The organism is Actinomadura kijaniata NBRC 14229 (assembly GCF_001552175.1).
Lineage (GTDB): Bacteria > Actinomycetota > Actinomycetes > Streptosporangiales > Streptosporangiaceae > Spirillospora > Spirillospora kijaniata.
Genome location: NZ_BCQR01000057.1, coordinates 23,660 through 42,682, shown reverse-complemented (window position 1 = coordinate 42,682; position 19,023 = coordinate 23,660). Strand labels below are relative to the sequence as shown.

General features: G+C 74.6%; 14 protein-coding genes and 1 pseudogene. 7 read left to right on the top strand and 8 right to left on the bottom strand.

From position 1 onward, the window contains the following. Nucleotides 1-22: 22 nt before the first annotated feature. Together AKI01S_RS19030 and AKI01S_RS19025 are read right to left on the bottom strand one after the other, a co-directional pair. Nucleotides 23-1,642, bottom strand: coding sequence for a coiled-coil domain-containing protein (locus tag AKI01S_RS19030; RefSeq protein ID WP_245681692.1), 1,620 nt, complete (start codon nucleotides 1,640-1,642; stop codon nucleotides 23-25). A gap of 75 nt (nucleotides 1,643-1,717) precedes the next feature. Beyond that, nucleotides 1,718-2,224, bottom strand: coding sequence for a GbsR/MarR family transcriptional regulator (locus tag AKI01S_RS19025; protein WP_218009726.1), 507 nt, complete (start codon nucleotides 2,222-2,224; stop codon nucleotides 1,718-1,720). 101 nt (nucleotides 2,225-2,325) lie between these two features. On the opposite strand from AKI01S_RS19025, the gene AKI01S_RS19020 reads away from it, so the two are divergent. Together AKI01S_RS19020 and AKI01S_RS19015 are read left to right on the top strand one after the other, a co-directional pair. After that, nucleotides 2,326-3,249: an ABC transporter ATP-binding protein gene (locus AKI01S_RS19020; RefSeq protein ID WP_067819259.1), complete on the top strand. Its 924-nt coding sequence runs from the start codon at nucleotides 2,326-2,328 to the stop codon at nucleotides 3,247-3,249. After that, on the top strand, nucleotides 3,246-4,838 hold the full coding sequence (locus AKI01S_RS19015; RefSeq protein ID WP_067819256.1) for an ABC transporter permease: 1,593 nt from the start codon (nucleotides 3,246-3,248) through the stop codon (nucleotides 4,836-4,838). The genes AKI01S_RS19020 and AKI01S_RS19015 overlap by 4 nt, the downstream gene beginning before the upstream one ends. Here AKI01S_RS19015 and pip read toward each other — a convergent pair. Together pip and hrpA are read right to left on the bottom strand one after the other, a co-directional pair. Beyond that, a complete protein-coding gene (gene pip / locus AKI01S_RS19010; protein WP_067819253.1) occupies nucleotides 4,833-5,789 on the bottom strand; it encodes a prolyl aminopeptidase in 957 nt (318 codons plus the stop codon). The genes AKI01S_RS19015 and pip overlap by 6 nt on opposite strands. A 23-nt stretch (nucleotides 5,790-5,812) precedes the next feature. Then, the gene (gene hrpA / locus AKI01S_RS19005) at nucleotides 5,813-9,772 is read right to left on the bottom strand and encodes an ATP-dependent RNA helicase HrpA (RefSeq protein WP_067819250.1); all 3,960 of its coding nucleotides are present in this window, start codon (nucleotides 9,770-9,772) and stop codon (nucleotides 5,813-5,815) included. Between the two features lie 252 nt (nucleotides 9,773-10,024). Between hrpA and AKI01S_RS54280 the strand changes: the two genes are divergently transcribed. Beyond that, a complete protein-coding gene (locus tag AKI01S_RS54280) occupies nucleotides 10,025-11,515 on the top strand; it encodes a serine/threonine-protein kinase (RefSeq protein WP_169813976.1) in 1,491 nt (496 codons plus the stop codon). Here AKI01S_RS54280 and AKI01S_RS18995 read toward each other — a convergent pair. Both AKI01S_RS18995 and AKI01S_RS18990 read right to left on the bottom strand, forming a co-directional pair. Beyond that, a complete protein-coding gene (locus AKI01S_RS18995) occupies nucleotides 11,500-12,987 on the bottom strand; it encodes an NADH-quinone oxidoreductase subunit NuoF family protein (protein ID WP_067819242.1) in 1,488 nt (495 codons plus the stop codon). The two genes, AKI01S_RS54280 and AKI01S_RS18995, sit on opposite strands and share 16 nt — an antisense overlap. Then, nucleotides 12,984-13,658 carry a ferric reductase-like transmembrane domain-containing protein gene (locus AKI01S_RS18990; RefSeq protein WP_218009725.1) on the bottom strand — a complete coding sequence of 225 codons (675 nt, stop codon included), beginning with the start codon at nucleotides 13,656-13,658 and terminating at the stop codon, nucleotides 12,984-12,986. Before AKI01S_RS18990 ends, AKI01S_RS18995 begins: the two co-directional genes overlap by 4 nt. A gap of 329 nt (nucleotides 13,659-13,987) precedes the next feature. Between AKI01S_RS18990 and AKI01S_RS49295 the strand changes: the two are divergent. Next, a pseudogene (locus tag AKI01S_RS49295) lies at nucleotides 13,988-14,821 on the top strand (AraC family transcriptional regulator); the annotation flags it as partial. Here the strand turns inward: AKI01S_RS49295 and AKI01S_RS18980 are convergent. Together AKI01S_RS18980 and AKI01S_RS18975 are read right to left on the bottom strand one after the other, a co-directional pair. Beyond that, the gene (locus tag AKI01S_RS18980; protein WP_067819233.1) at nucleotides 14,804-15,712 is read right to left on the bottom strand and encodes an SDR family oxidoreductase; all 909 of its coding nucleotides are present in this window, start codon (nucleotides 15,710-15,712) and stop codon (nucleotides 14,804-14,806) included. The pseudogene AKI01S_RS49295 and the gene AKI01S_RS18980 sit on opposite strands and share 18 nt — an antisense overlap. Then, complete coding sequence (locus AKI01S_RS18975) at nucleotides 15,709-16,515, bottom strand: SDR family oxidoreductase (RefSeq protein ID WP_067819230.1); 807 nt, start codon at nucleotides 16,513-16,515, stop codon at nucleotides 15,709-15,711. The genes AKI01S_RS18980 and AKI01S_RS18975 overlap by 4 nt, the downstream gene beginning before the upstream one ends. A gap of 65 nt (nucleotides 16,516-16,580) precedes the next feature. Here AKI01S_RS18975 and AKI01S_RS18970 point away from each other — a divergent pair, with 65 nt between their 5' ends. The 3 genes from AKI01S_RS18970 to AKI01S_RS18960 are packed head-to-tail and all read left to right on the top strand — an operon-like array spanning nucleotide 16,581 to nucleotide 18,963. Continuing rightward, complete coding sequence (locus AKI01S_RS18970; protein ID WP_067819227.1) at nucleotides 16,581-17,333, top strand: enoyl-CoA hydratase family protein; 753 nt, start codon at nucleotides 16,581-16,583, stop codon at nucleotides 17,331-17,333. Then, nucleotides 17,330-18,196, top strand: coding sequence for a CoA transferase subunit A (locus tag AKI01S_RS18965; RefSeq protein ID WP_067819224.1), 867 nt, complete (start codon nucleotides 17,330-17,332; stop codon nucleotides 18,194-18,196). Before AKI01S_RS18970 ends, AKI01S_RS18965 begins: the two co-directional genes overlap by 4 nt. Next, nucleotides 18,193-18,963, top strand: coding sequence for a CoA-transferase subunit beta (locus AKI01S_RS18960; RefSeq protein WP_067819221.1), 771 nt, complete (start codon nucleotides 18,193-18,195; stop codon nucleotides 18,961-18,963). Before AKI01S_RS18965 ends, AKI01S_RS18960 begins: the two co-directional genes overlap by 4 nt. The last annotated feature ends 60 nt before the right edge of the window (nucleotides 18,964-19,023 follow it).

The window sequence follows — 19,023 nt, the reverse complement described above, 5'->3', positions numbered from 1 at the left end:
GCGCGGTGTCCCGGACGCCGGGTCACGGCCCCCTGAACAGGGGGTCGTCCCGATCGGGGCCGTCACCGGAACCGTTGACCCGGCCGTTCACCGGGCCGGTACCCGGCGGGCCGTCGAACGGGCCGCCGACCGGGCCACCCGAGGGGGTGCCGACCGGAGGGTTCACCGGGTTGCCGCCGAGCATGGGGCCGCCCGGCGCCCCCATCGGGCCGCCCGGCAGCGGGTGCCCGCCGGTCGGCTCGGGCGCGCCCATGATCCCGCCGCCGGGGGCCGGGGACGGGTCGCCGGGGAGCGGCCCGGTGGACAGGGGCCCGCTCGGCAGCGGCCCGGTGGACAGGGGCCCGCCGGGCAGGGGGGACATCGGCAGCACGCCGCCCGCGGCCGGGGGCCGCCCGACCGGCGGCAGGTTGGACGACAGCGTGTTCTGCGTGAACTGGTCGACCTGGCGTCGGGCGCGGTCGGCCTCGGCGCGCGCGGCGTCGCGCTCCTCGGCCAGCGCCGCCAGCGCGGCCTGCTGTTCGGCGACGGTCTGCGACAGGCTCCGCACCTGCGTCTCCAGCTCACCGATCTTGGTGGCGACCTCGTCGCGCTCGGTGGCGGCGGACCGGGCCTGGGCCAGCGCTGCGTCGCGCTCCTTGACGGCCTCGTCGGCGCGGGCGTTGGCGCGCACCACCTCCGCCTCGGCCTCGGAACGGGCCCGCACGGCGGCGGCGCGCTCGGCCTCGGCCTTGCTGGCCGACTGCATGGCCCGCTGCCGGGACGCCTCGGCGTCGCGCATGGCGTTGCGCAGGTCCTCGGCGCCCTGCTTGGCGACGGCGGCCTCCACCCGCTGCGTCTCGGCGGCGCTCTCGGTCTCGGCGACCTTGGCGTGCAGGGCGACGACCTCGGCGCGGGCGGCCTCCAGCGCGGCCAGCAGCTCGGTCTCCCGGGCGGCGATCCGGTCCCGCTCGCTCTCGGCGGCGAGCTTGGCCGACACCGCCTGCTGGGCGATCTGGTGGGCCTCCTCCCAGGCCTGCTGGGCGGCGTCCCGCTTGGCGAGGGCGGCCTTGGCCTCCTCGCGGGCGCGGGCGGCGTCGTTCTCGGCCGCGTCGGCGCGCTGGCGGGCGGCGCCGGCCTCCTGGCGCGCCTCCTCGGCCTGCCGCAGCGACGCCTCGCGTTCGGACTGGGCGACGGCCAGCTCCCGGGCGGCCTCGGCGCGGACCTCGGCGACGCGCCGCTCCACCCCGGCCACGCTCAGCTCGGCCGTCAGCGAGTCGGCCAGCAGGTCGGCGGCCTTCTCCAGCCGTTCCACCATCTCCCAGGTGGAGGCCACCTGCCCGGTCAGGCCGGGGGCCTCGCGGCCGCGGTCGCGGCGGTCGCGCGCCTCGCGGGCGCACGCGCCGTCGTTGTCCTGGCAATAGCGGATCGCACGGACCGCCCCCACCGGCTGCGGAACGGGACGGCCGCAGTTGGCGCACGGCCAGACCGTCACCGGGTCGCCCACGCGCGCCACCTCCCCGCCGCCGCCCCCGCCGGGGACGCGCGTCACCCCCATGGAGGGGGGACGCTCGGCGGGAGTCGCCGGACCGTCGGACGGATCGGCCGCGGAGGACACGGCCTCCTCCCCGAGGCCGGTATTGTCGCGCTCTTCGCTGTTAGGCATGCAATGCACCTTACGGCCTCACGCGTGGGGCCGCAGTGACTTGCGGGGCGGTGAGGCGCACCCCACCCGCCGCCGTCACTTTGCGTCGTAGGACGCCCGCAGCTTGTCGCGATGCTCGCGCCAGCGCGCCATCAGGTCCTCCAGCTCGTTCTGCATGAAGGTGAAGAACTCGGCGCACTCGACGAGCCGCCGCCCCGCGGGAGTGCCGGGCCCGGCCGCCCGCGCCCCGTCCATCAGGCTCTCCTCCCACATGTCGAGCACGCGGTTGCGCCCCAGGAGCGCGTCCTGCCACACGTCGTCGCGCACCCGGTAGACGTCGCGGCGCGAGCCGGGGTCACGTTCCCGGACGGCCATGTGGATGCCGGTGAGGTGCCGTACCGCGCCCGAGATCGCCGCCGGACTGACCTGCAGTTGCTCGGCCAGTTCGGCGGCCGTGAGGGCACCGTCGTCGGACGCCAGCAGAGCGGCGAACACCCGCGCCGGCATCCGCTGCCAGCCCGCGTCCGTCATCTGCACCGCGAACCGCTCGATGAACCTCAGCACTTCCTCCTGGTCCCGCTCGGGAGCGGTCAGGTCCGTCACGCGCATCATCTCCCCAGGTCCGGTCGGTTCCGACAGTGTATATGAACTTCATTCGATTCAGAGAGTTCACAGATTCATGAAATCGGAGTATGTTCTGAACTATGACAACGGCTCTCTCCGTGTCCGGTCTGGTGAAGACCTTCGGCCGGACCCGCGCCCTCGACGGACTCGACCTGGTCGTCCAGACCGGTGAGGTCCACGGCTTCCTCGGCCCCAACGGGGCGGGCAAGTCCACCACCATCCGCGTCCTGCTCGGACTGCTGCGCGCCGACGGCGGCACCGCCGAGCTCCTGGGAGGCGATCCCTGGCGCGACGCCACCGGGTTGCACCGGCGGCTGGCCTACGTCCCCGGCGACGTGACGCTGTGGCCCAACCTGTCCGGCGGCGAGGTCATCGACCTGCTCGGCCGGCTGCGCGGCGGGCTGAACCCGCGCCGCCGCCAGGAGCTGTTGGAACGTTTCGAGCTGGACCCGCGCAAGAAGGGGCGCGCCTACTCCAAGGGCAACCGGCAGAAGGTCGCGCTCGTCGCGGCGCTCGCCTCCGACGCCGAGCTGCTCATCCTGGACGAGCCGACCTCCGGGCTGGACCCGCTGATGGAGGAGGTCTTCCAGGAGTGCGTGCTGGAGGAGAAGCGCGGCGGGCGCACCATCCTGCTGTCCAGCCACATCCTCAGCGAGGTCGAGGCCCTGTGCGACCGGGTGACGATCATCCGTAAGGGCCGCACCGTCGAGTCGGGCACCCTGGACGAGCTGCGGCACCTGACCCGCACCTCCATCCACGCCGAGCTGGCCGCCCCCGCCGACGGCATCGCCGACCTGCCGGGCGTGCACGACCTGGAGGTCGACGGCGTCCGCGTGAGGTTCGAGGTGGACACGCCCCGGCTGGACGCGGCGCTGCGGCGGCTCACCGAGGTCGGCGTGCGCTCGCTCACCAGCCAGCCGCCCACGCTGGAGGAGCTGTTCCTGCGGCACTACCAGGACGACCTGGCCGCCAACGGCAACGGCCGGGAGCAGGTGGCGCGATGAGCGCCTTCACCGGAACCGGCGCGCTGCTGCGGCTGGCGCTGCGCCGCGACCGGGTCATGATCCCGGTCTGGGCGCTGGTGCTGTGGTCGCTGGCGCTGTCGACCGTCTCCAGCTACGCGGGCCTGTACGACACCGAGGCCGAGCGCCTGTCGTTCATCAGGGGCATCAACGGCAACGCCAGCACCATGGCCTTCTACGGCCCGGTACACGGCACCTCGGTCGGCGCGCTGTCGGCCTGGCGGCTCGGGACCGCGCTGGCGGCCATGGTCGCGGTGATGACCGTGCTGCTGGTGGTCCGGCACAGCCGCGCCGAGGAGGAGGACGGACGCCTCGAACTGGTCGGGGCCGGGGTCGTGGGCCGCCGCGCGCCGCTCACCGCCGCGCTGCTGGCGGCGCTGGTCGCCGACGCGCTGGTGGCGCTGCTGGGGTTCGTCGCCCTGGTCGGGCAGGGCGCGGTGGGGGCGCTGACGTTCGCCCTGGGCTGGTTCGCCCTGGGCGCGGTGTTCGCCGCCGTCGCCGCGGTCTGCGTCCAGCTCAGCGAGAACGCCCGCACCGCGCGCCTGCTCGGGTTCGCCGTGCTGGGCGCGGCGTTCCTGGTCCGGACGGTCGCCGACGCCTCCGAGAGCGCCCGCTGGCTGTCCTGGCTGTCGCCGATCGGCTGGAACCAGCAGCTGCGGCCCTTCGACGAGGACCGGCTGTGGGTGCTGGCGCTGTCGGCGGCGCTGGTGGTGCCGCTGGTCGGCGTGGGCTATGCCCTGACCGGGCGGCGCGACCTCGGCGCGGGCGTGCTGGCCGCCCGGCTCGGCCCGGCGTCGGCCGGGCGCGGGCTGCGCAGCGCGCTCGGCCTGGCCTGGCGGCTCCAGCGCGGCATGCTGCTGGCGTGGACCGTCGGGCTGGCCCTGTACGGGGCCATCATGGGCGGGGTCCTCGAAGGGGTGGGCGACCTGGTCGGCGACAGCCCGGAGACCAAGGAGATCATCCAGAGGATGGGCGGGCAGCAGGGCCTGGCCGACGCGTTCCTGTCGACCGCCGCGGGGATGCTGGGCGCGTTCGCCGCCGTCTACGGGGTGCAGGCCGCGCTGCGGCTGCGCGGCGAGGAGGGCGCGCAGCGGCTGGAACCGCTGCTGGCGCTGTCGCTCGGCCGGGTCCGCTGGGCGGCCGGGCACCTGCTGATCGCGCTGGCCGGGGTCGCGGTGATCCTGCTGACGACCGGGCTGGCGATCGGGGTCGTGCACGGGCTGACCGCCGGCGACGTGCCCGGCAGGCTCGGCGACGCGCTCGGCGCGGTGCTGGTGCAGGCGCCCGCCGCGTGGGTGACCACCGGCGTGGCGGTGGCGCTGTTCGGCCTGCTGCCGCGCCTGTCCTACGCCGCGTGGGGCGTGGTCGGGGCGTTCCTGCTGCTGGGCATCCTCGGTCCGGCGCTGAACCTGGACCAGGCGGTCCTGGACGTGTCGCCGTTCACGCACACGCCCAAGCTGCCCGGCGCGGAGCTGACCGCCACCCCGCTGGTGGTGATGACGGCGGTCGTGGCGGCGCTGGTCGCCGCCGGGCTGGCGGGGTTCCGCCGCCGCGACGTCACCACGTCATGACCTGAACCGGTCGGTCGCCTCGACCAGCAGGGAGAGGGTGCCGGGCTCGGAACCACCGTGCCCGGCGCCCTCCACGATGTGGAACCCGGCCTCCGGCCACGCCCGGTGCAGGTCCCAGGCGGCGTCCGGGGGCGTCTTCATGTCGTAGCGGCCGTTCACGATCACGGCGGGGATGTGGCGGACGCGGTCCACGTCGCGCAGCAGCTGGTCCGGCTCCAGGAAACCCTCGTGGCTGATGTAGTGGTGCAGCAGGCGGCCGTAGGTCAGCAGGAAGCGGTCGTCCACCGCGGGCGGGGGAACGGGCAGCAGCGTGTTGGCCGACAGCTCCCACCCGGCCCAGGCCCGTGCCGCCGGGACGTGCACCGCCGGATCGGGGTCGAACAGGCGGCGGCCGTAGGCGGCGAACGGGTCGTCGCGTTCGGGCTCGGGAAGGAAGTCGCGGAACGCCGCCCACTCCTCGGGGAAGAGCCGTGCCGCGCCGCCCCCGGTGAACGTCCAGGTGAGGTCGGCGGGCCGGATCAGCCAGATCCCGCGCAGCACCAGCGCGCCCACCCGTTCCGGGTGGGTCTCGGCGTAGGCGAGGCTGAGGGTGCTGCCCCAGGATCCGCCGAACACCAGCCAGCGGTCGATGCCCAGGTGCTCGCGGAGCCGCTCCATGTCGGCGACCAGGTGCCAGGTGGTGTTGGTCTTCAGCGAGACGCCGGGCTCGGCGACGCCGGGGCGGCTCCGCCCGCAGTTGCGCTGGTCGAACAGCACGATCCGGTACGCCTCGGGATCGAAGAAGCGGCGGAAGTCCGGCAGCAGGCCGCCGCCGGGGCCCCCGTGCACGAACAGCGCCGGCCGGCCGTCGGGGTTCCCGCAGGTCTCCCAGTAGATCTCCGAGCCGTCGCCGACGTCCAGCCAGCCGTGGTCGTAGGGCTCGACGGGGGGATAGAGCGTGTGCCGTTCCATCCCCCCTTGATACCCGAGAACGATCAAGAAGTGAGCTGGTTCATCGCCTTGCGGATGCGCTTGTCCGACACCGGGAAACGGGTGCCGAGCTGCTGGGCGAACAGGCTGACCCGCAGCTCCTCCAGCATCCAGCGGACCTGCCGGGCGGGCTCGTCGTCGCGGCGCACCGGGGGCAGCCGGCGCAGGACCTGCTCGTACTCGTTCTGGAGGACCTGGACCTGGTTGGCCAGCAGCCGGTCGCGGTTCGGGTTCTCCGGCAGCTTGTCCAGGCGGACCAGCAGGGCCCTGAGGTAGCGCAGCAGGTCCGGCAGGCGCTGCCAGCCGGTCTCGGTGACGAACCCCCGGTGGACCAGGGTTCCCAGGTGGTCGCGGATGTCGGTGAGGGCGGGGACCAGCGTGAGGCTGGCGGTCCCGCGCACCCGCCGGTCCACCTCGTGGGCGGTGGCCAGGACGCGTTCCACGTGCGCGACGATCTGCGCGGTGGCGTCGTACAGGTCGGCGCGGACCCGGTCGTACAGCCGCTGGAAGCCCTCCTGGTCCCACGCCGGTCCCCCGGCCTCGGCGATCAGCCGGTCGGCGGCGGCGGTGACGCAGTCGTCGAACAGCGCCGGCACCGAGCCGTGCGGGTTGTGGCTGAGCGCCAGCTTGCCCTGGTTGGTGAGGTTCTTCTGGATGAGCTTCACCGGGGAGGGGGCGCTGAGCAGGATCAGGCGGCGGGTGCCCCGCCACATGGCGCGCCGCTGCTCGGCCTCGGTCTCGTACATGCGGACCGCGACGCCGTCACCCTCGTCGGTGAGCGCCGGGAACGCCCTGACCTCGTATCCGGCCTGGCGCCGCTCGTAGGTGCGCGGCAGCTCCCCGAAGTCCCACTCGCGCAGGCCCTCGCGTTCGACGCCGGCGGCGGAGGCGGCCCGCGACAGGGTGCCGCGCATCTCGCCCGCCAGCTTGCGCTTGAGGGCGTCGAGGTCGGTGTCCTCGGCGATGGTCCGCTTGCGCTCGTCCACCACCCGGAAGGTGATCCGCAGGTGCGAGGGCAGCCGCGACAGGTCCCACGCCTCGCGGGCGAGGGGCACGCCGGTCAGCTGGGTCAGCTCGCGCTCGACGGCGTCCAGCAGCGGCTCGGTGCGCGGCGAGACGCGTTCCAGCACGCGGCGGGCGTAGTCGGGGGCGGGCACGAAGTTGACGCGCAGCGGCTTGGGCAGCGAGCGGATCAGCTCGGTGACCAGCTCCGCGCGCAGCCCCGGCACCTGCCACTCGAACCCGGCGCTCTTCACCTGGTTGAGGATCTGGACGGGGACGTGCACGGTCACGCCGTCGGCGTCGGCGCCCGGCTCGAACTGGTAGGTGAGCTTCAGCCGCAGCGGCCCCTGCTGCCACACGTCGGGGTAGTCGTCCTCGCGGACGTCGTCGGCGCCCTGGTTGATGAGCATCGACTTCTCGAAGTTGAGCAGGTCGGGCTCGTCGCGCCGCGCCTTCTTCCACCAGGCGTCGAAGTGGCGGCCCGACACCACGTCCTCGGGGACGCGCTCGTCGTAGAAGTCGAACAGGGTCTGGTCGTCGACGAGGATGTCGCGGCGCCGGGCGCGGTGCTCCAGCTCCTCGACCTCCTCCAGCAGGGCCCGGTTCTCGTGGAAGAACCGGTGGTGGGTCTCCCAGTCGCCCTCGACCAGGGCGTGCCGGACGAACAGCTCGCGCGACAGCCCGGGGTCGATGCGGCCGTAGTTGACGCGGCGCTGCGCCACGATCGGGACCCCGTAGAGGGTGACCTTCTCGTAGGCCATGACCGCGGCCTGCTTCTTGGACCAGTGCGGCTCGCTGTAGGCGCGTTTGACCAGGTGCTCGGCGAGCGGCTCGATCCACTCCGGCTCGATCCTGGCGTTGGTGCGCGCCCACAGCCGGGACGTCTCGACCAGCTCGGCCGACATGATCCAGCGCGGCGGCTTCCGGAACAGCGCCGACCCGGGGAAGATCGCGAACTTCGCCCCGCGCGCGCCCAGGTACTCGGTGCCCCGGCGGCGCGGGTTGGCCTCGTCCTTGCGGTCCTTCTTCTCGGCGTCCATCAGGCCGACGTGCGACAGCAGGCCCGCCAGCAGCGACTGGTGGATCCGGTCGGGCTCGGCGTCGGCGGTGTTGAGGGTGACGCCCAGGGTCTTGGCGACCTGCTTGAGCTGGCCGTGCAGGTCCTGCCACTCGCGGACGCGCAGGTAGTGCAGGAACTCGTTCTTGCACATCCGGCGGAACTGGCTGCCCGACAGCTCCTTCTGCTGCTCGCGCAGGTAGTTCCACAGGTTGAGGTAGGACAGGAAGTCCGAGGTCGGGTCGGCGAAGCGGCGGTGGCGCTCGTCGGCGGCCTGCTGGTGCTCGGCGGGGCGTTCGCGGGGGTCCTGGATGGACAGCGCCGACGCGATGACCAGCACCTCGCGGACGCAGCCGTTCCTGTCGGCCTCCAGCACCATGCGGGCCAGCCGGGGGTCGATCGGCAGCTGGGCCAGGCGGCGGCCCAGCTCGGTGAGGCGCTTGCGGGGGTCCTTCTCCTGGGGGTCGATCGCGCCGAGCTCGTGCAGCAGGTCCACGCCCGCCTTGACGTTGCGGCGGTCCGGCGGCTCCACGAACGGGAACGCCGCGATGTCGCCCAGCCCGAGGGCGGTCATCTGCAGGATGACCGAGGCGAGGTTGGTGCGCAGGATCTCGGGGTCGGTGAACTCGGGGCGGGACTCGAAGTCCTCCTCCGAGTACAGCCGGATGCAGATGCCCTCCGACACGCGGCCGCAGCGGCCCTTGCGCTGGTTGGCCGACGCCTGCGAGATCGGCTCGATCGGCAGGCGCTGCACCTTCAGCCGGTGGCTGTAGCGGGAGACGCGGGCGGTGCCGGGGTCGATCACGTACTTGATGCCGGGGACGGTCAGCGAGGTCTCGGCGACGTTGGTGGCCAGCACGATCCGGCGGCCCCGGTGCGGCTGGAACACCCGGTGCTGCTCGGCGGCCGACAGCCGCGCGTACAGCGGCAGCACCTCGGTCTGGGGCCCGCGGCCGCCCCGCAGGTGCTTGTCCAGGGCGTCGGCGGTGTCGCGGATCTCGCGTTCGCCGCTGAGGAACACCAGGACGTCGCCGGGGGCCTCCAGGGCCAGCTCGTCGACCGCGTCGATGATCGCCTGGACCTGGTCGCGGTCGGCGTCGCCGTCGGACTCGTCGGCGATCGGGCGGTAGCGCACCTCGACCGGGTAGGTGCGGCCGGACACCTCCACGATCGGGGCGTCGTCGAAGTGCCGGGAGAACCGCTCGGGGTCGATGGTCGCCGAGGTGATGATCACCTTGAGGTCGGGGCGGCGCGGCAGGATCTCCCGCAGGTACCCCAGCAGGAAGTCGATGTTGAGGCTGCGCTCGTGCGCCTCGTCGATGATCAACGTGTCGTAGCGGCGCAGCAGCCGGTCGTTCTGGATCTCCGCCAGCAGGATGCCGTCGGTCATCAGCTTCACCAGCGTGTCGTCGCCCGACTTGTCGGTGAAGCGGACCTTGTAGCCGACGACGTCGCCGAGGTCGGTGCCGAGCTCCTCGGCGATGCGGTCGGCGACGGTGCGGGCCGCCAGGCGGCGCGGCTGGGTGTGGCCGATGGTGCCGAGCACGCCCCGGCCCAGCTCCAGGCAGATCTTGGGAAGCTGGGTGGTCTTGCCGGACCCGGTCTCCCCCGCGACGATCACGACCTGGTGGTCGCGGACGGCCGCGAGGATGTCGTCCCGCTTCTGGCTGACCGGCAGCTCGGCGGGGTAGGTGATCGCGGGCACCGCCGCGCGGCGGCGGGCGACGCGGCGTTCGGCGGCCTCCACGTCGGCGGCGATCTGGGCGGCGACCCGGTCGCGGCGGGACGCGTCGCGCATCTTGGCCACGCCGTCGATGCGGCGGCGCAACCGGTGCCGGTCCAGCGTCGTCAGCTCGGGAAGGCGCGCGCGCAGATCGGCGAGCGGCGAAGTCACAGGCGTCCTCATAACCATCGAACAGGATAGTTTCCCGGCCGCGGCGGCGCGCGCCGGGCCGTCCCCGGCCGGGCGGCCGGTCCCGCGACCCCACGGCACGGTAGCCGCCCGGCCGGGGCGACGCGAACCGTTTTCCGGCGGGCCGCGCGGGGGGCCTTGATCGTTCAACGGTGTGCAGCGGTCCGGCATTCCACCGGTCGGGACAGCGGCCAATCACTGCCAAGACCCTCCCGCGCGGGCGCCGGATCGACCATGATGGAGGAGATGGAGATCCCGATCGCCGCCGGGCGCTACCGGATCGACCGGCTCCTGGGCACTGGTGCCTTCGCCGCCGTCTGGCTCGGCCATGACGAGGAACTGGCCTCTCCCGTCGCGATCAAGATCCTGGCCGAGCACTGGGTGCCCCGTGAGGACGTGCGCGAGCGGTTCACGCAGGAGGCCCGCATGCTGCGCCGGGTCGACTCGCACTGGCTCGTCCAGGTGTTCGACGTCGGCGAGCTGCCCGACGGGCGCCCGTACTTCGTGATGACCTTCGCCGACGGCGGCAGCCTGGAGGACCTGCTGGCCGCCGGGCCGCCGCCGCTGAACCGGGCGCTGTGGCTGGCCCGCGAGATCGCCCACGGCCTGCGGGACCTGCACGCCCGGGGGATCGTGCACCGCGACCTCAAGCCGTCCAACGTGCTGATCCGCTCGGGCGCCGAGGGCGAGGAGGAGCGCGTCATGATCTCCGACCTGGGGATCGCGCGCACCGGAGACCGGCTGTCCAGCCTCACCCTGCCCGCCGGGTCGCCCGGCTACATGGCCCCCGAGCAGGCGCTGGTGGACGGGGCGCCCGACCACCGCGCCGACGTCTACGGGCTGGGCGCGCTGACCTACCACCTGCTCACCGGGGAGCCGCCCCGCGAGCACCCGCCGCCGCCGTCGACGCTGCGCCCCGGCGTGCCGCCCGCGGTCGACCAGGTGGTGCTGCGCGCCCTGGAGCCCGACCGGGAGCGGCGCTGGCCGTCGGCGGAGGCGTTCGAGCAGGCGCTGTCGCGCACCCTGAGCAGGATCGACACCGACCCGCTGCCCGACGGCCGGAGCCACCGGGACCGGCGCGGCCGGGTCCGGCGGCCCCGCCGCCGGACCCTGCTGATCATCGGGGCGGCCGCCGCGGTGGCGTTCGGGACGGGGGTGGCGGTGCTGACCGCCCAGGACGACCGGATCGACACCTCGTCCGGGAACGAGGTCCGGCCCCGGCGCGGGCCCGGCGAGCACCGCGGCGACGACTCGGGCCCCGGCGACCCGCACGGCCGGTGGCTGCGCACCGACCGCGACATCCCGGTGCAGTACCGCCGGCTGATCGTGCGGGCGGGCACGTGGTGCGAGCTGAGGGGCCTCAGCCCGGCGCTGGTCGCGGCGATGCTGAAGGCCGAGAGCGGCTTCGACCCGAACCTGTCGGACCCGGCCAGGGGCGAGTACGGCATCGCCCGCTGGAAGCCCGGCGTGCTGGCGCACTGGCAGCCGGGCGGGCTGGACAACCCCGAGCCGCACCCCGCCGACATCACCCCGGACCTGTCGATCCCGGCCATGGGCCGTTTCCTGTGCCACTGGGGCCGGGAGGTGGCGGGCGTGCCCGGCGACCCGGCGCTGAACCTGGCGGCCACCTACCGCACCTCCGCCAAGGCGGTCGTCAAGGCCCGGGGCGTGCCCGAACGGGTCCGGCCGTACACCGGGAAGGTGCGGCGTTATATCGCCGACTATCGACCCAATTGACGGCGTTGCGCCTCGTGCGGGGTGCGTGGGACCAGCCGCAGCGCCAGCTCCGGGCACATGGCGACGGCGCGGCGGGCGTCGGCCTCCAGCCGGGCCGGGATCGGCTCGTCGGGGATGACCGGGTAGTTGTACTCGTCCATGCGGACGGTGCCGCGCAGGATGTCGGCGCACAGCCCGTGCCCGTCGCAGCGGCTCCAGTCGACCTCCAGCCGCAGCTGTGCCTCGGTCTCGGCGGGCAGCACGCCCAGCACGGGACGGCCGCAGCCGCCGCGCGCGACGTGCGCGGCGACGTCGTCGGCGAACACCTCCAGCGCCGACAGCACGAACCGGGCGGTGCCGTCGGGGTGCCCGCACGCGCCCCGGCCCACGGCCATCCGCACCGCGCGGCGGATCGCGTCCTGGGCGGCGGCGCCGTCGCGTCCGGCGGCCAGCGCGGCGAACGCCCCGGCCACGTCGGGCAGGCCGAGGCGGCAGGGGCCGCACTGCCCGGCCGACTCGGCGGCCAGGTAGCGGGCGACGCGGGCGCACTCCCCCAGCGGGCAGGTGCCCCGGCCGAGCGGCATGACGATGCCCGCGCCGAGGGTGCCGCCGCTCTCGGCCAGCCCGGCCCGCGACATCCGGGTGCGGGTGGCGGTCTCGCCGCTCAGCCAGGCCCCGTGGTAGCCGCCGACCAGCACGCCCTCGCCCGCGCGGGCGCCGCACAGGTCCAGCAGGTGCGCCAGCGGGGCCCCGGCGGGGGTCTCGACGACGGCGGGGAAGCGGGCCGACCCGGTGATGGTCAGCAGGACCGTGCCGGGCTCGTCGGGGGTGCCGATCCGGCCGTAGTCGCGCGGGCCCCGCCCCGCCAGCACCGCCAGCTGCGCGAACGTCTCGGCGTTGGACAGCAGCGTCGGCAGGCCGTCGACGCCCCGGGTGGCGGCGCGGACCTTGCGGCCGGGCGGGATGGGGCGGCGGCCGTTGATGCCGCGCACCAGCGCGCCGCCCTCGCCGGTGATGAACCGCTCGGCCAGCACGACGACGCGGGCGCGGGAGTCCAGGTCGCGTTCGGTGATCGCCAGGCGCACCGAGGCGGCGGCGGTGGCGTCGGTGACGGCGACGACGATCTCGCGGGCGCCCAGCGCGGTCGCGGCCAGCACCGCGCCGTCCAGGATCAGGTGCGGGGCGCGGCACAGCAGCACCTTGTCCTTGAGGCTGCCGGGCTCGCCCTCGGTGCCGTTGACGACCACGACGGTGCGCCTGCGGCGCTTGACGGCGCTGTCGACGACGGCGCGGGTCTTGCGGGCGAACGGGAACGCCGCGCCGCCCCGGCCGTGCAGCCGCCCCTCGGTGGCCAGCGCGATGAGCTGCTCGGCGGTGAGGGGGTGGGGGTCGGGGTGCAGGCGGCGGTGCGCGCCCCAGTCGAGCCGGTCGCCGCGTTCCAGGCCCGCGGTGAGCCGGGGCGGGCCGACCTGGCGGACGTCGATCGAGGTCACGGTTCCCGCCTCGCCCGGCGGGTCAGGAACGGCCGGGCGGCCAGGGCCAGCGCCACGCCGATCAGGCAGGTCAGATAGCCGGCGGTCACCCAGGCGGCGGGGGTACGGCCGGAGGTCAGGCCGTGCGCGACGCCGAGCGGCCAGGCGGCGTAGGCGCTCAGGTGCAGGATCCGCCACATCCGGGGGTGCGCGGTGAGCGCGAACCGGCCGCGCGCGATCCCGGCGCCCACCGCGATGATCATCAGGTAGCACGCGGCGGTGCCCGCGCCGTAGGTGGTCAGGTGGTCTCCGGCGAACGGCACGAGCGTCTCCAGCGGCCCCACCCGGTCGCGCAGCAGCTTGGTCGCCACGTGCACCAGCAGCATCGCCACCGCGACGAACGCGAACGCCCGGTGCACGGCCTGGGCGTGGACGCGGTGCCGGGGCCGCAGGATCGTCCGGTCGGTGGCCAGCAGCCCGATCATGACGGCGAGCGACAGCGCGACCAGCGCGAACACGCCCGCGTAGAAGTCGAGGAACCAGCCGGCCCAGCGCGCCGCCGGGCCGACCCAGCCGAACGAGATGGCGATCCCGAGCGCCATGCCCGCCGCCACCATGGCCGCGCCGTACAGCAGGGTCCAGGTGCTCGGCCGTCGCGGCCACGGGGAGCGGGGCGCCTGCCCGGGGACCACCCCCGGGGCGGGTATGGGGACGCCTCCGACGCCCACCCCGAACCCCGTCGTCAGCTCGTGTTCCGGCCCTGCCCGGCGTTCCAGGTGTTCGGGCCGACGGTCGGGAACCATCTGCACCGGCCTTTCGGAATCGGCTACGGCGAAACCTCGGCCATTACGACGCGTTGACGTCCTGGTCGGTTCGGTGACATCTACGTTCGCACGCCGCCTCCCGGTTCCGCGACCTCCCCCGGGCAAAGGAGGGGCATCCGCACGTCCGGAAACGGTCGCCCGGACGATCGAGACGTTCCACGGCCCCAGAACGCGATCACATGTGAGATCGTCTCGGTGTGGATCTGCTGGACGACATGCTGGACCAGGTGCGGGCGCGGGGCGCGGCGTTCTGCCGGTCCGAGACCGAGCCGCCGTGGACGATGGCCTGCCACACCGGCGCGCCGCTGGTGCTCGGCGCCATGCTGGAGGGCCGCGGCTGGGTGACGCGCGGCGGCGGCCCGCCGGTGGAGGTGGGGCCGGGCGACATCGCGCTGTTCCGGGGCGAGGGGCCGATCATCGCCGGTGATCTCCCGGGGGCCGGGGCGGGCGCGTTCGTCAGCGCCGAGTACGCGATGCGCGGGGACGTGTGCGAGTGCCTGCTGGAGGCCTTGCCGGAGCTGGCGGTGGTGCCGCGCGAGCCGGAGTTCGAGCCGCTGCTGGCGCTGATGGCGGCCGAGGCCGCCGGCTCGGAGCCGGGACGGCAGGTGGTGCTGGACCGGATGCTGGACCTGCTGCTGGTGCGGGCGCTGCGGTCGTGGTTCGCCCGGGCCGAGGCCGAGCCGCCCGCCGGGTACCGGGCGCTGGACGACCCCCGGATCGGGCGGGCGCTGCGGGCGCTGCACGAGCGGCCCGCCCGGCCGTGGACGGTGGCGTCGCTGGCGGCCGAGGCGGGCCTGTCGCGCGCGGCGTTCGCCCGGCGGTTCACCGCGCTGGTGGGCCGGCCGCCGCTGGCGTACCTGACCGAGTGGCGGATGGTCCTGGCGGCCGACCTGCTGCGCGCGCCGGGCGCGAGCGTCGCGGCGGTGGCGCGGAAGGTCGGCTACTCCGACGGGTTCGCCTTCAGCAACGCCTTCAAGCGGGTGCGGGGCGTCGCGCCGAGCGAGGTGCTGCGCTCAGCCCGCGCCGTAGACGGGCTCGGGGGCGGGGGCCCGGTCGAGCAGGTCCTTGACGACCGGGCCGAGCTCGGCGGGGTCCCAGCGGGCGCCCTTGTCGGCGGCGGGGCCGTGGCGGAACGCGTCCATCACGCAGATCCGCCCGCCCTCGGCCTCGAAGATCCGGCCGGTGATCCCGGCGGACTCGGCCGAGCCGAGCCAGACGACCAGGGGTGAGACGTTCTCGGGGGCCATGGCGTCGAACCCGCCCTCGGCGGGCCTGGCCATCGTCTCGGCGAAGACCTGCTCGGTCATGCGGGTGCGGGCGGCGGGCGCGATCGCGTTGACGGTCACGCCGTAGCGGCCCAGTTCGGCGGCGGCGACCAGGGTGAGGCCGACGATCCCGGCCTTGGCGGCCGAGTAGTTGCCCTGGCCGACGCTGCCGAGCAGGCCCGCGCCGGAGGAGGTGTTGATCACGCGGGCGTCCACCGGGCGGCCCGCCTTGGCCTCGGCGCGCCAGTAGGCCCCGGCGTGCTTCAGCGGCAGGAAGTGGCCCCTGAGGTGGACGCGCATCACCGCGTCCCACTCGTCCTCGGCGAGGTTGACCAGCATCCGGTCGCGCAGGAAGCCCGCGTTGTTGACCAGCGCGTCCAGCCGGCCGAAGTGCTCGATGGCGGTGGCGACCAGCGCCATCGCGCCGGCGCCGTCGGCGACGTCGTGCGGGCTGGCCACGGCCTGGCCGCCGAGCGCGCGGATCTCCTCCACCACCCGCCCGGCGGGGGCCGAGGAGGCCGCGCCGCCGCCGTCGCGCTCCACCCCGAGGTCGTTGACGACGACTTTCGCGCCCTGCCGGGCGAACTCCAGGGCGTGGGCGCGGCCGAGGCCGCGGCCGGCCCCGGTGACGATGACCACGCGGTCCTTGCAGATCACGGTCGTTCGGTCCTTTCGGTCGGCGCCCTGTGGCCGGTCTCCCGGTTGGCGGTGGCGGCGTCGAGGAAGGCGGGCCGCTCTCCCCCGCCGTGCAGCAGCAGGCTGGAGCCGCTGACGTAGGCGGCCAGGTCGGAGGCCAGGAACACGCAGGCCGCGCCGGCGTCGGCGGGGTCGGCCAGGCGGCCGAGGGGGACGGTGCGGGCGACGGCGGCGACGCCGTCCTCGTCGCCGTAGTGCAGGTGGGACCGCTCGGTGCGGACCATGCCGAGGGTGACCGCGTTGACCCTGATCGCGGGGGCCCACTCGACGGCCAGGGACGCGGTGAGGCTGTCCAGGCCCGCCTTGGCCGCGCCGTAGGCGGCGGTGCCGGGCGAGGGCCGGGCGCCGCTGACGCTGCCGATGTTGATGATCGAGCCGCCCGCGCCGCCCGCACCGGTCATCACGGCGTGCGCGGCGCGGGACATGACCAGCGCGGACGTCAGGTTCAGCTCGATGATCCGGGCGTGGGTGCGGGCCTCACCCTCGGCGACCGGCAGGAACGGGGTGCCGCCCGCGTTGTTGACCAGCACGTCCACCCGGCCCAGCGAGGCGAAGAACGCCTCGGCGGCGGCCGCGTCGCGCACGTCCAGCGGGACGAACCGCGCGGTGCGGCCGCCCGCCTCGGGGAGCCGGTCGGGTGCGCGGCGCGCGACCGCGACCACCTCGGCCCCGGCCTCCAGGAACGCCCGGCTGATGCCGAGCCCGACGCCGCGCACGCCTCCGGTGACGACGGCCGTCTTGCCGCTCAGATCCAGCGTCAGCACGGTTCTCCTTCCCGGTCGCTGCTGCTACCGTCCGTTCTAACAAATGTTTGGTGGAAAGGTAACGCATGGGAATCTCCACCACGACCCACCCCGACGGGGTCGCCGAGATCGTCGTGAACGCGCCCCCGGTCAACGCGCTGGCCGTGGCGGGCTGGTTCGAGCTGGCCGACGCCGTGCTGGCGGCCGGGCGCGACCCGGCGGTGGGCGCCGTCGTGCTGCGCGCCGAGGGACGCGGGTTCAACGCGGGCGTCGACATCAAGGAGATGCAGGAGACCGAGGGGCACGCCGCGCTGGTGGGGGCCAACCGGGGCTGCTTCGCCGCGTTCGCCGCCGTCTACGAGTGCGAGGTGCCGGTGGTGGCGGCGGTGCACGGGTTCTGCCTGGGCGGCGGCGTCGGGCTGGTCGGCAACGCCGACGTCGTCGTGGCCTCGCCGGACGCCTACTTCGGGCTGCCGGAGGTGGACCGGGGCGCGCTCGGCGCGGCCACGCACCTGGCGCGGCTGGTCCCGCAGCACCTCATGCGCGCCATGGTCTACACGTGCCGCAACGTCACCGCCGCCGAGCTCCACCGGCACGGCTCGGTGCTGGAGGTCGTGCCCGCCGAGGCGCTGCGGGACGCGGCGCTGGAGGTCGCCGGGTCGATCGCGGCCAAGGACCGGTACGTGATCCGGCGGGCCAAGGAGTCGCTGAACGGCATCGACCCGGTCGACGTGCGCCGCAGCTACCGGTACGAGCAGGGCTTCACGTTCGAGCTGAACCTGGTCGGCGCGGGCGACGCGCACCGCGAGGCGTTCGTGCGCAGGGGGGCGGCCGGATGAGCGGCAAGACCATGACCGTCGAGGAGGTCGTCGCGTCGCTGGACAGCGGCATGACGGTGGGGATCGGCGGCTGGGGGTCGCGGCGCAAGCCGATGGCGCTGGTCCGCGCGATCTGCGCCTCCGGCCTGACCGACCTCACGGTCGTCTCCTACGGCGGCCCGGACGTGGGGCTGCTGTGCGCGGCGGGCAAGGTGCGGCGGCTGGTGACCGCGTTCGTCACGCTCGACTCGATCCCGCTGGAGCCGCACTTCCGGCGGGCCCGGCAGGAGGCCGGGATCGAGCTGACCGAGTACGACGAGGGCATGTTCATGTTCGGGCTGTACGCGGCGGCGCACCGGCTGCCGTTCCTGCCCACGCCCGCCGGGCTCGGCTCGGACGTGCTGAGGGTCAACCCCGGGTTGCGGACGGTGCGCTCCCCCTACGGCGACGGCGAGGAGCTGGTCGCGGTCCCGGCGCTGCGCATGGACGTGGCGCTGGTCCACCTCAACCGCGCCGACGCGCGCGGCAACGCCCAGTACCTCGGCCCGGACCCGTACATGGACGACCTGTTCGCCAAGGCCGCCGACCGGACCTACGTGTCGTGCGAGCGCCTGGTCGACACCGCCGACCTGCTGAAGGAGGGCCCGCCGCAGTCGCTGCTGATCAGCCGGGCGCACGTGACCGGCGTGGTGGAGACCCCGAACGGCGCGCACTTCACCGCCTGCGAGCCCGACCACGAGCGGGACGAGGCGTTCCAGCGGCTGTACGCCGCGGCGGCGGCCGACCCGCGGGAGTGGGAGGCGTTCCGGGAGCGCTTCCTGTCCGGCGACGAGGCCGCCTACCAGGACGCCGTCCGGGCGTGGCGAGAGGAGGCGGGGCGATGAGCGCCGTGGGCGGAGGCGAGGCCCCGGGCACCGCGACGCGGGCGGAGGTGTGCGCGGTGGCGTGCGCCGAGCTGTTCCGGGGCGACGGGGAGATCGTGGCGGCGGCGGTCGCCGGGTTCGTGCCGATGCTGGGGGCGCGGCTGGCGCGGGCGACGTTCGAGCCCGACCTGCTGACCACCGACGGCGGACCGGCGCTGACCGCCGAGCCGGTACCGCTCGGCGCGCGGGCGGGCTCCGGCGAGGGCGGGGTGGAGGGGTGGCTGCCGTTCCGCGACCACCTGTGGCTGGTGCTGAACGGGCGGCGGCACGTGGTCATGGGGCCGAGCCAGATCGACCGGTTCGGGAACATGAACATCTCCTGCGTCGGCGACTGGGAGCGCCCGTCTCGGCAGCTGCTCGGCGTGCGCGGCGCCCCCGGCAACACCCGGCTCAACACCACGAGCTTCTGGGTGCCCCGGCACTCGCCCCGCGTGTTCACCGAAAAGGTCGACTTCGTCGGCGGCGTCGGCACCGACCGGGGCGCGCACGAGCTGCGCGCGGTCGTGACGAACCTGGCGGTGCTGGACTTCGCCACGCCCGACCGGCGGATGCGGCTGCGGTCGCTGCACCCCGGCGTCACCCTCGACGAGGTCGTCGCGGCCACCGGCTTCGACCTGGCGGTCCCCGGCGAGGTCCCCCTCACCCGGACGCCGACCGGCGAGGAGCTGCGGATCATGCGCGAGGTCCTCGACCCGAAGGGCCTACGGGAACGCGAGGTGCCCTCGTGACCGCGCAGGTCCTGGACACGCCGCTGACGCGGCTGGTCGGCGTCCGGCATCCGGTCGTGC

Bases quoted from the DNA above. Each gene is read 5' to 3' on its own strand.
- AKI01S_RS19030 (WP_245681692.1), bottom strand. From the start codon at position 1,642: ATGCCTAACAGCGAAGAGCGCGACAATACCGGCCTCGGGGAGGAGGCC.
- AKI01S_RS19020 (WP_067819259.1), top strand. From the start codon at position 2,326: ATGACAACGGCTCTCTCCGTGTCCGGTCTGGTGAAGACCTTCGGCCGG.
- AKI01S_RS19015 (WP_067819256.1), top strand. From the start codon at position 3,246: ATGAGCGCCTTCACCGGAACCGGCGCGCTGCTGCGGCTGGCGCTGCGC.
- pip (WP_067819253.1), bottom strand. From the start codon at position 5,789: ATGGAACGGCACACGCTCTATCCCCCCGTCGAGCCCTACGACCACGGC.
- hrpA (WP_067819250.1), bottom strand. From the start codon at position 9,772: ATGAGGACGCCTGTGACTTCGCCGCTCGCCGATCTGCGCGCGCGCCTT.
- AKI01S_RS54280 (WP_169813976.1), top strand. From the start codon at position 10,025: ATGGAGATCCCGATCGCCGCCGGGCGCTACCGGATCGACCGGCTCCTG.
- AKI01S_RS18970 (WP_067819227.1), top strand. From the start codon at position 16,581: ATGGGAATCTCCACCACGACCCACCCCGACGGGGTCGCCGAGATCGTC.
- AKI01S_RS18965 (WP_067819224.1), top strand. From the start codon at position 17,330: ATGAGCGGCAAGACCATGACCGTCGAGGAGGTCGTCGCGTCGCTGGAC.
- AKI01S_RS18960 (WP_067819221.1), top strand. From the start codon at position 18,193: ATGAGCGCCGTGGGCGGAGGCGAGGCCCCGGGCACCGCGACGCGGGCG.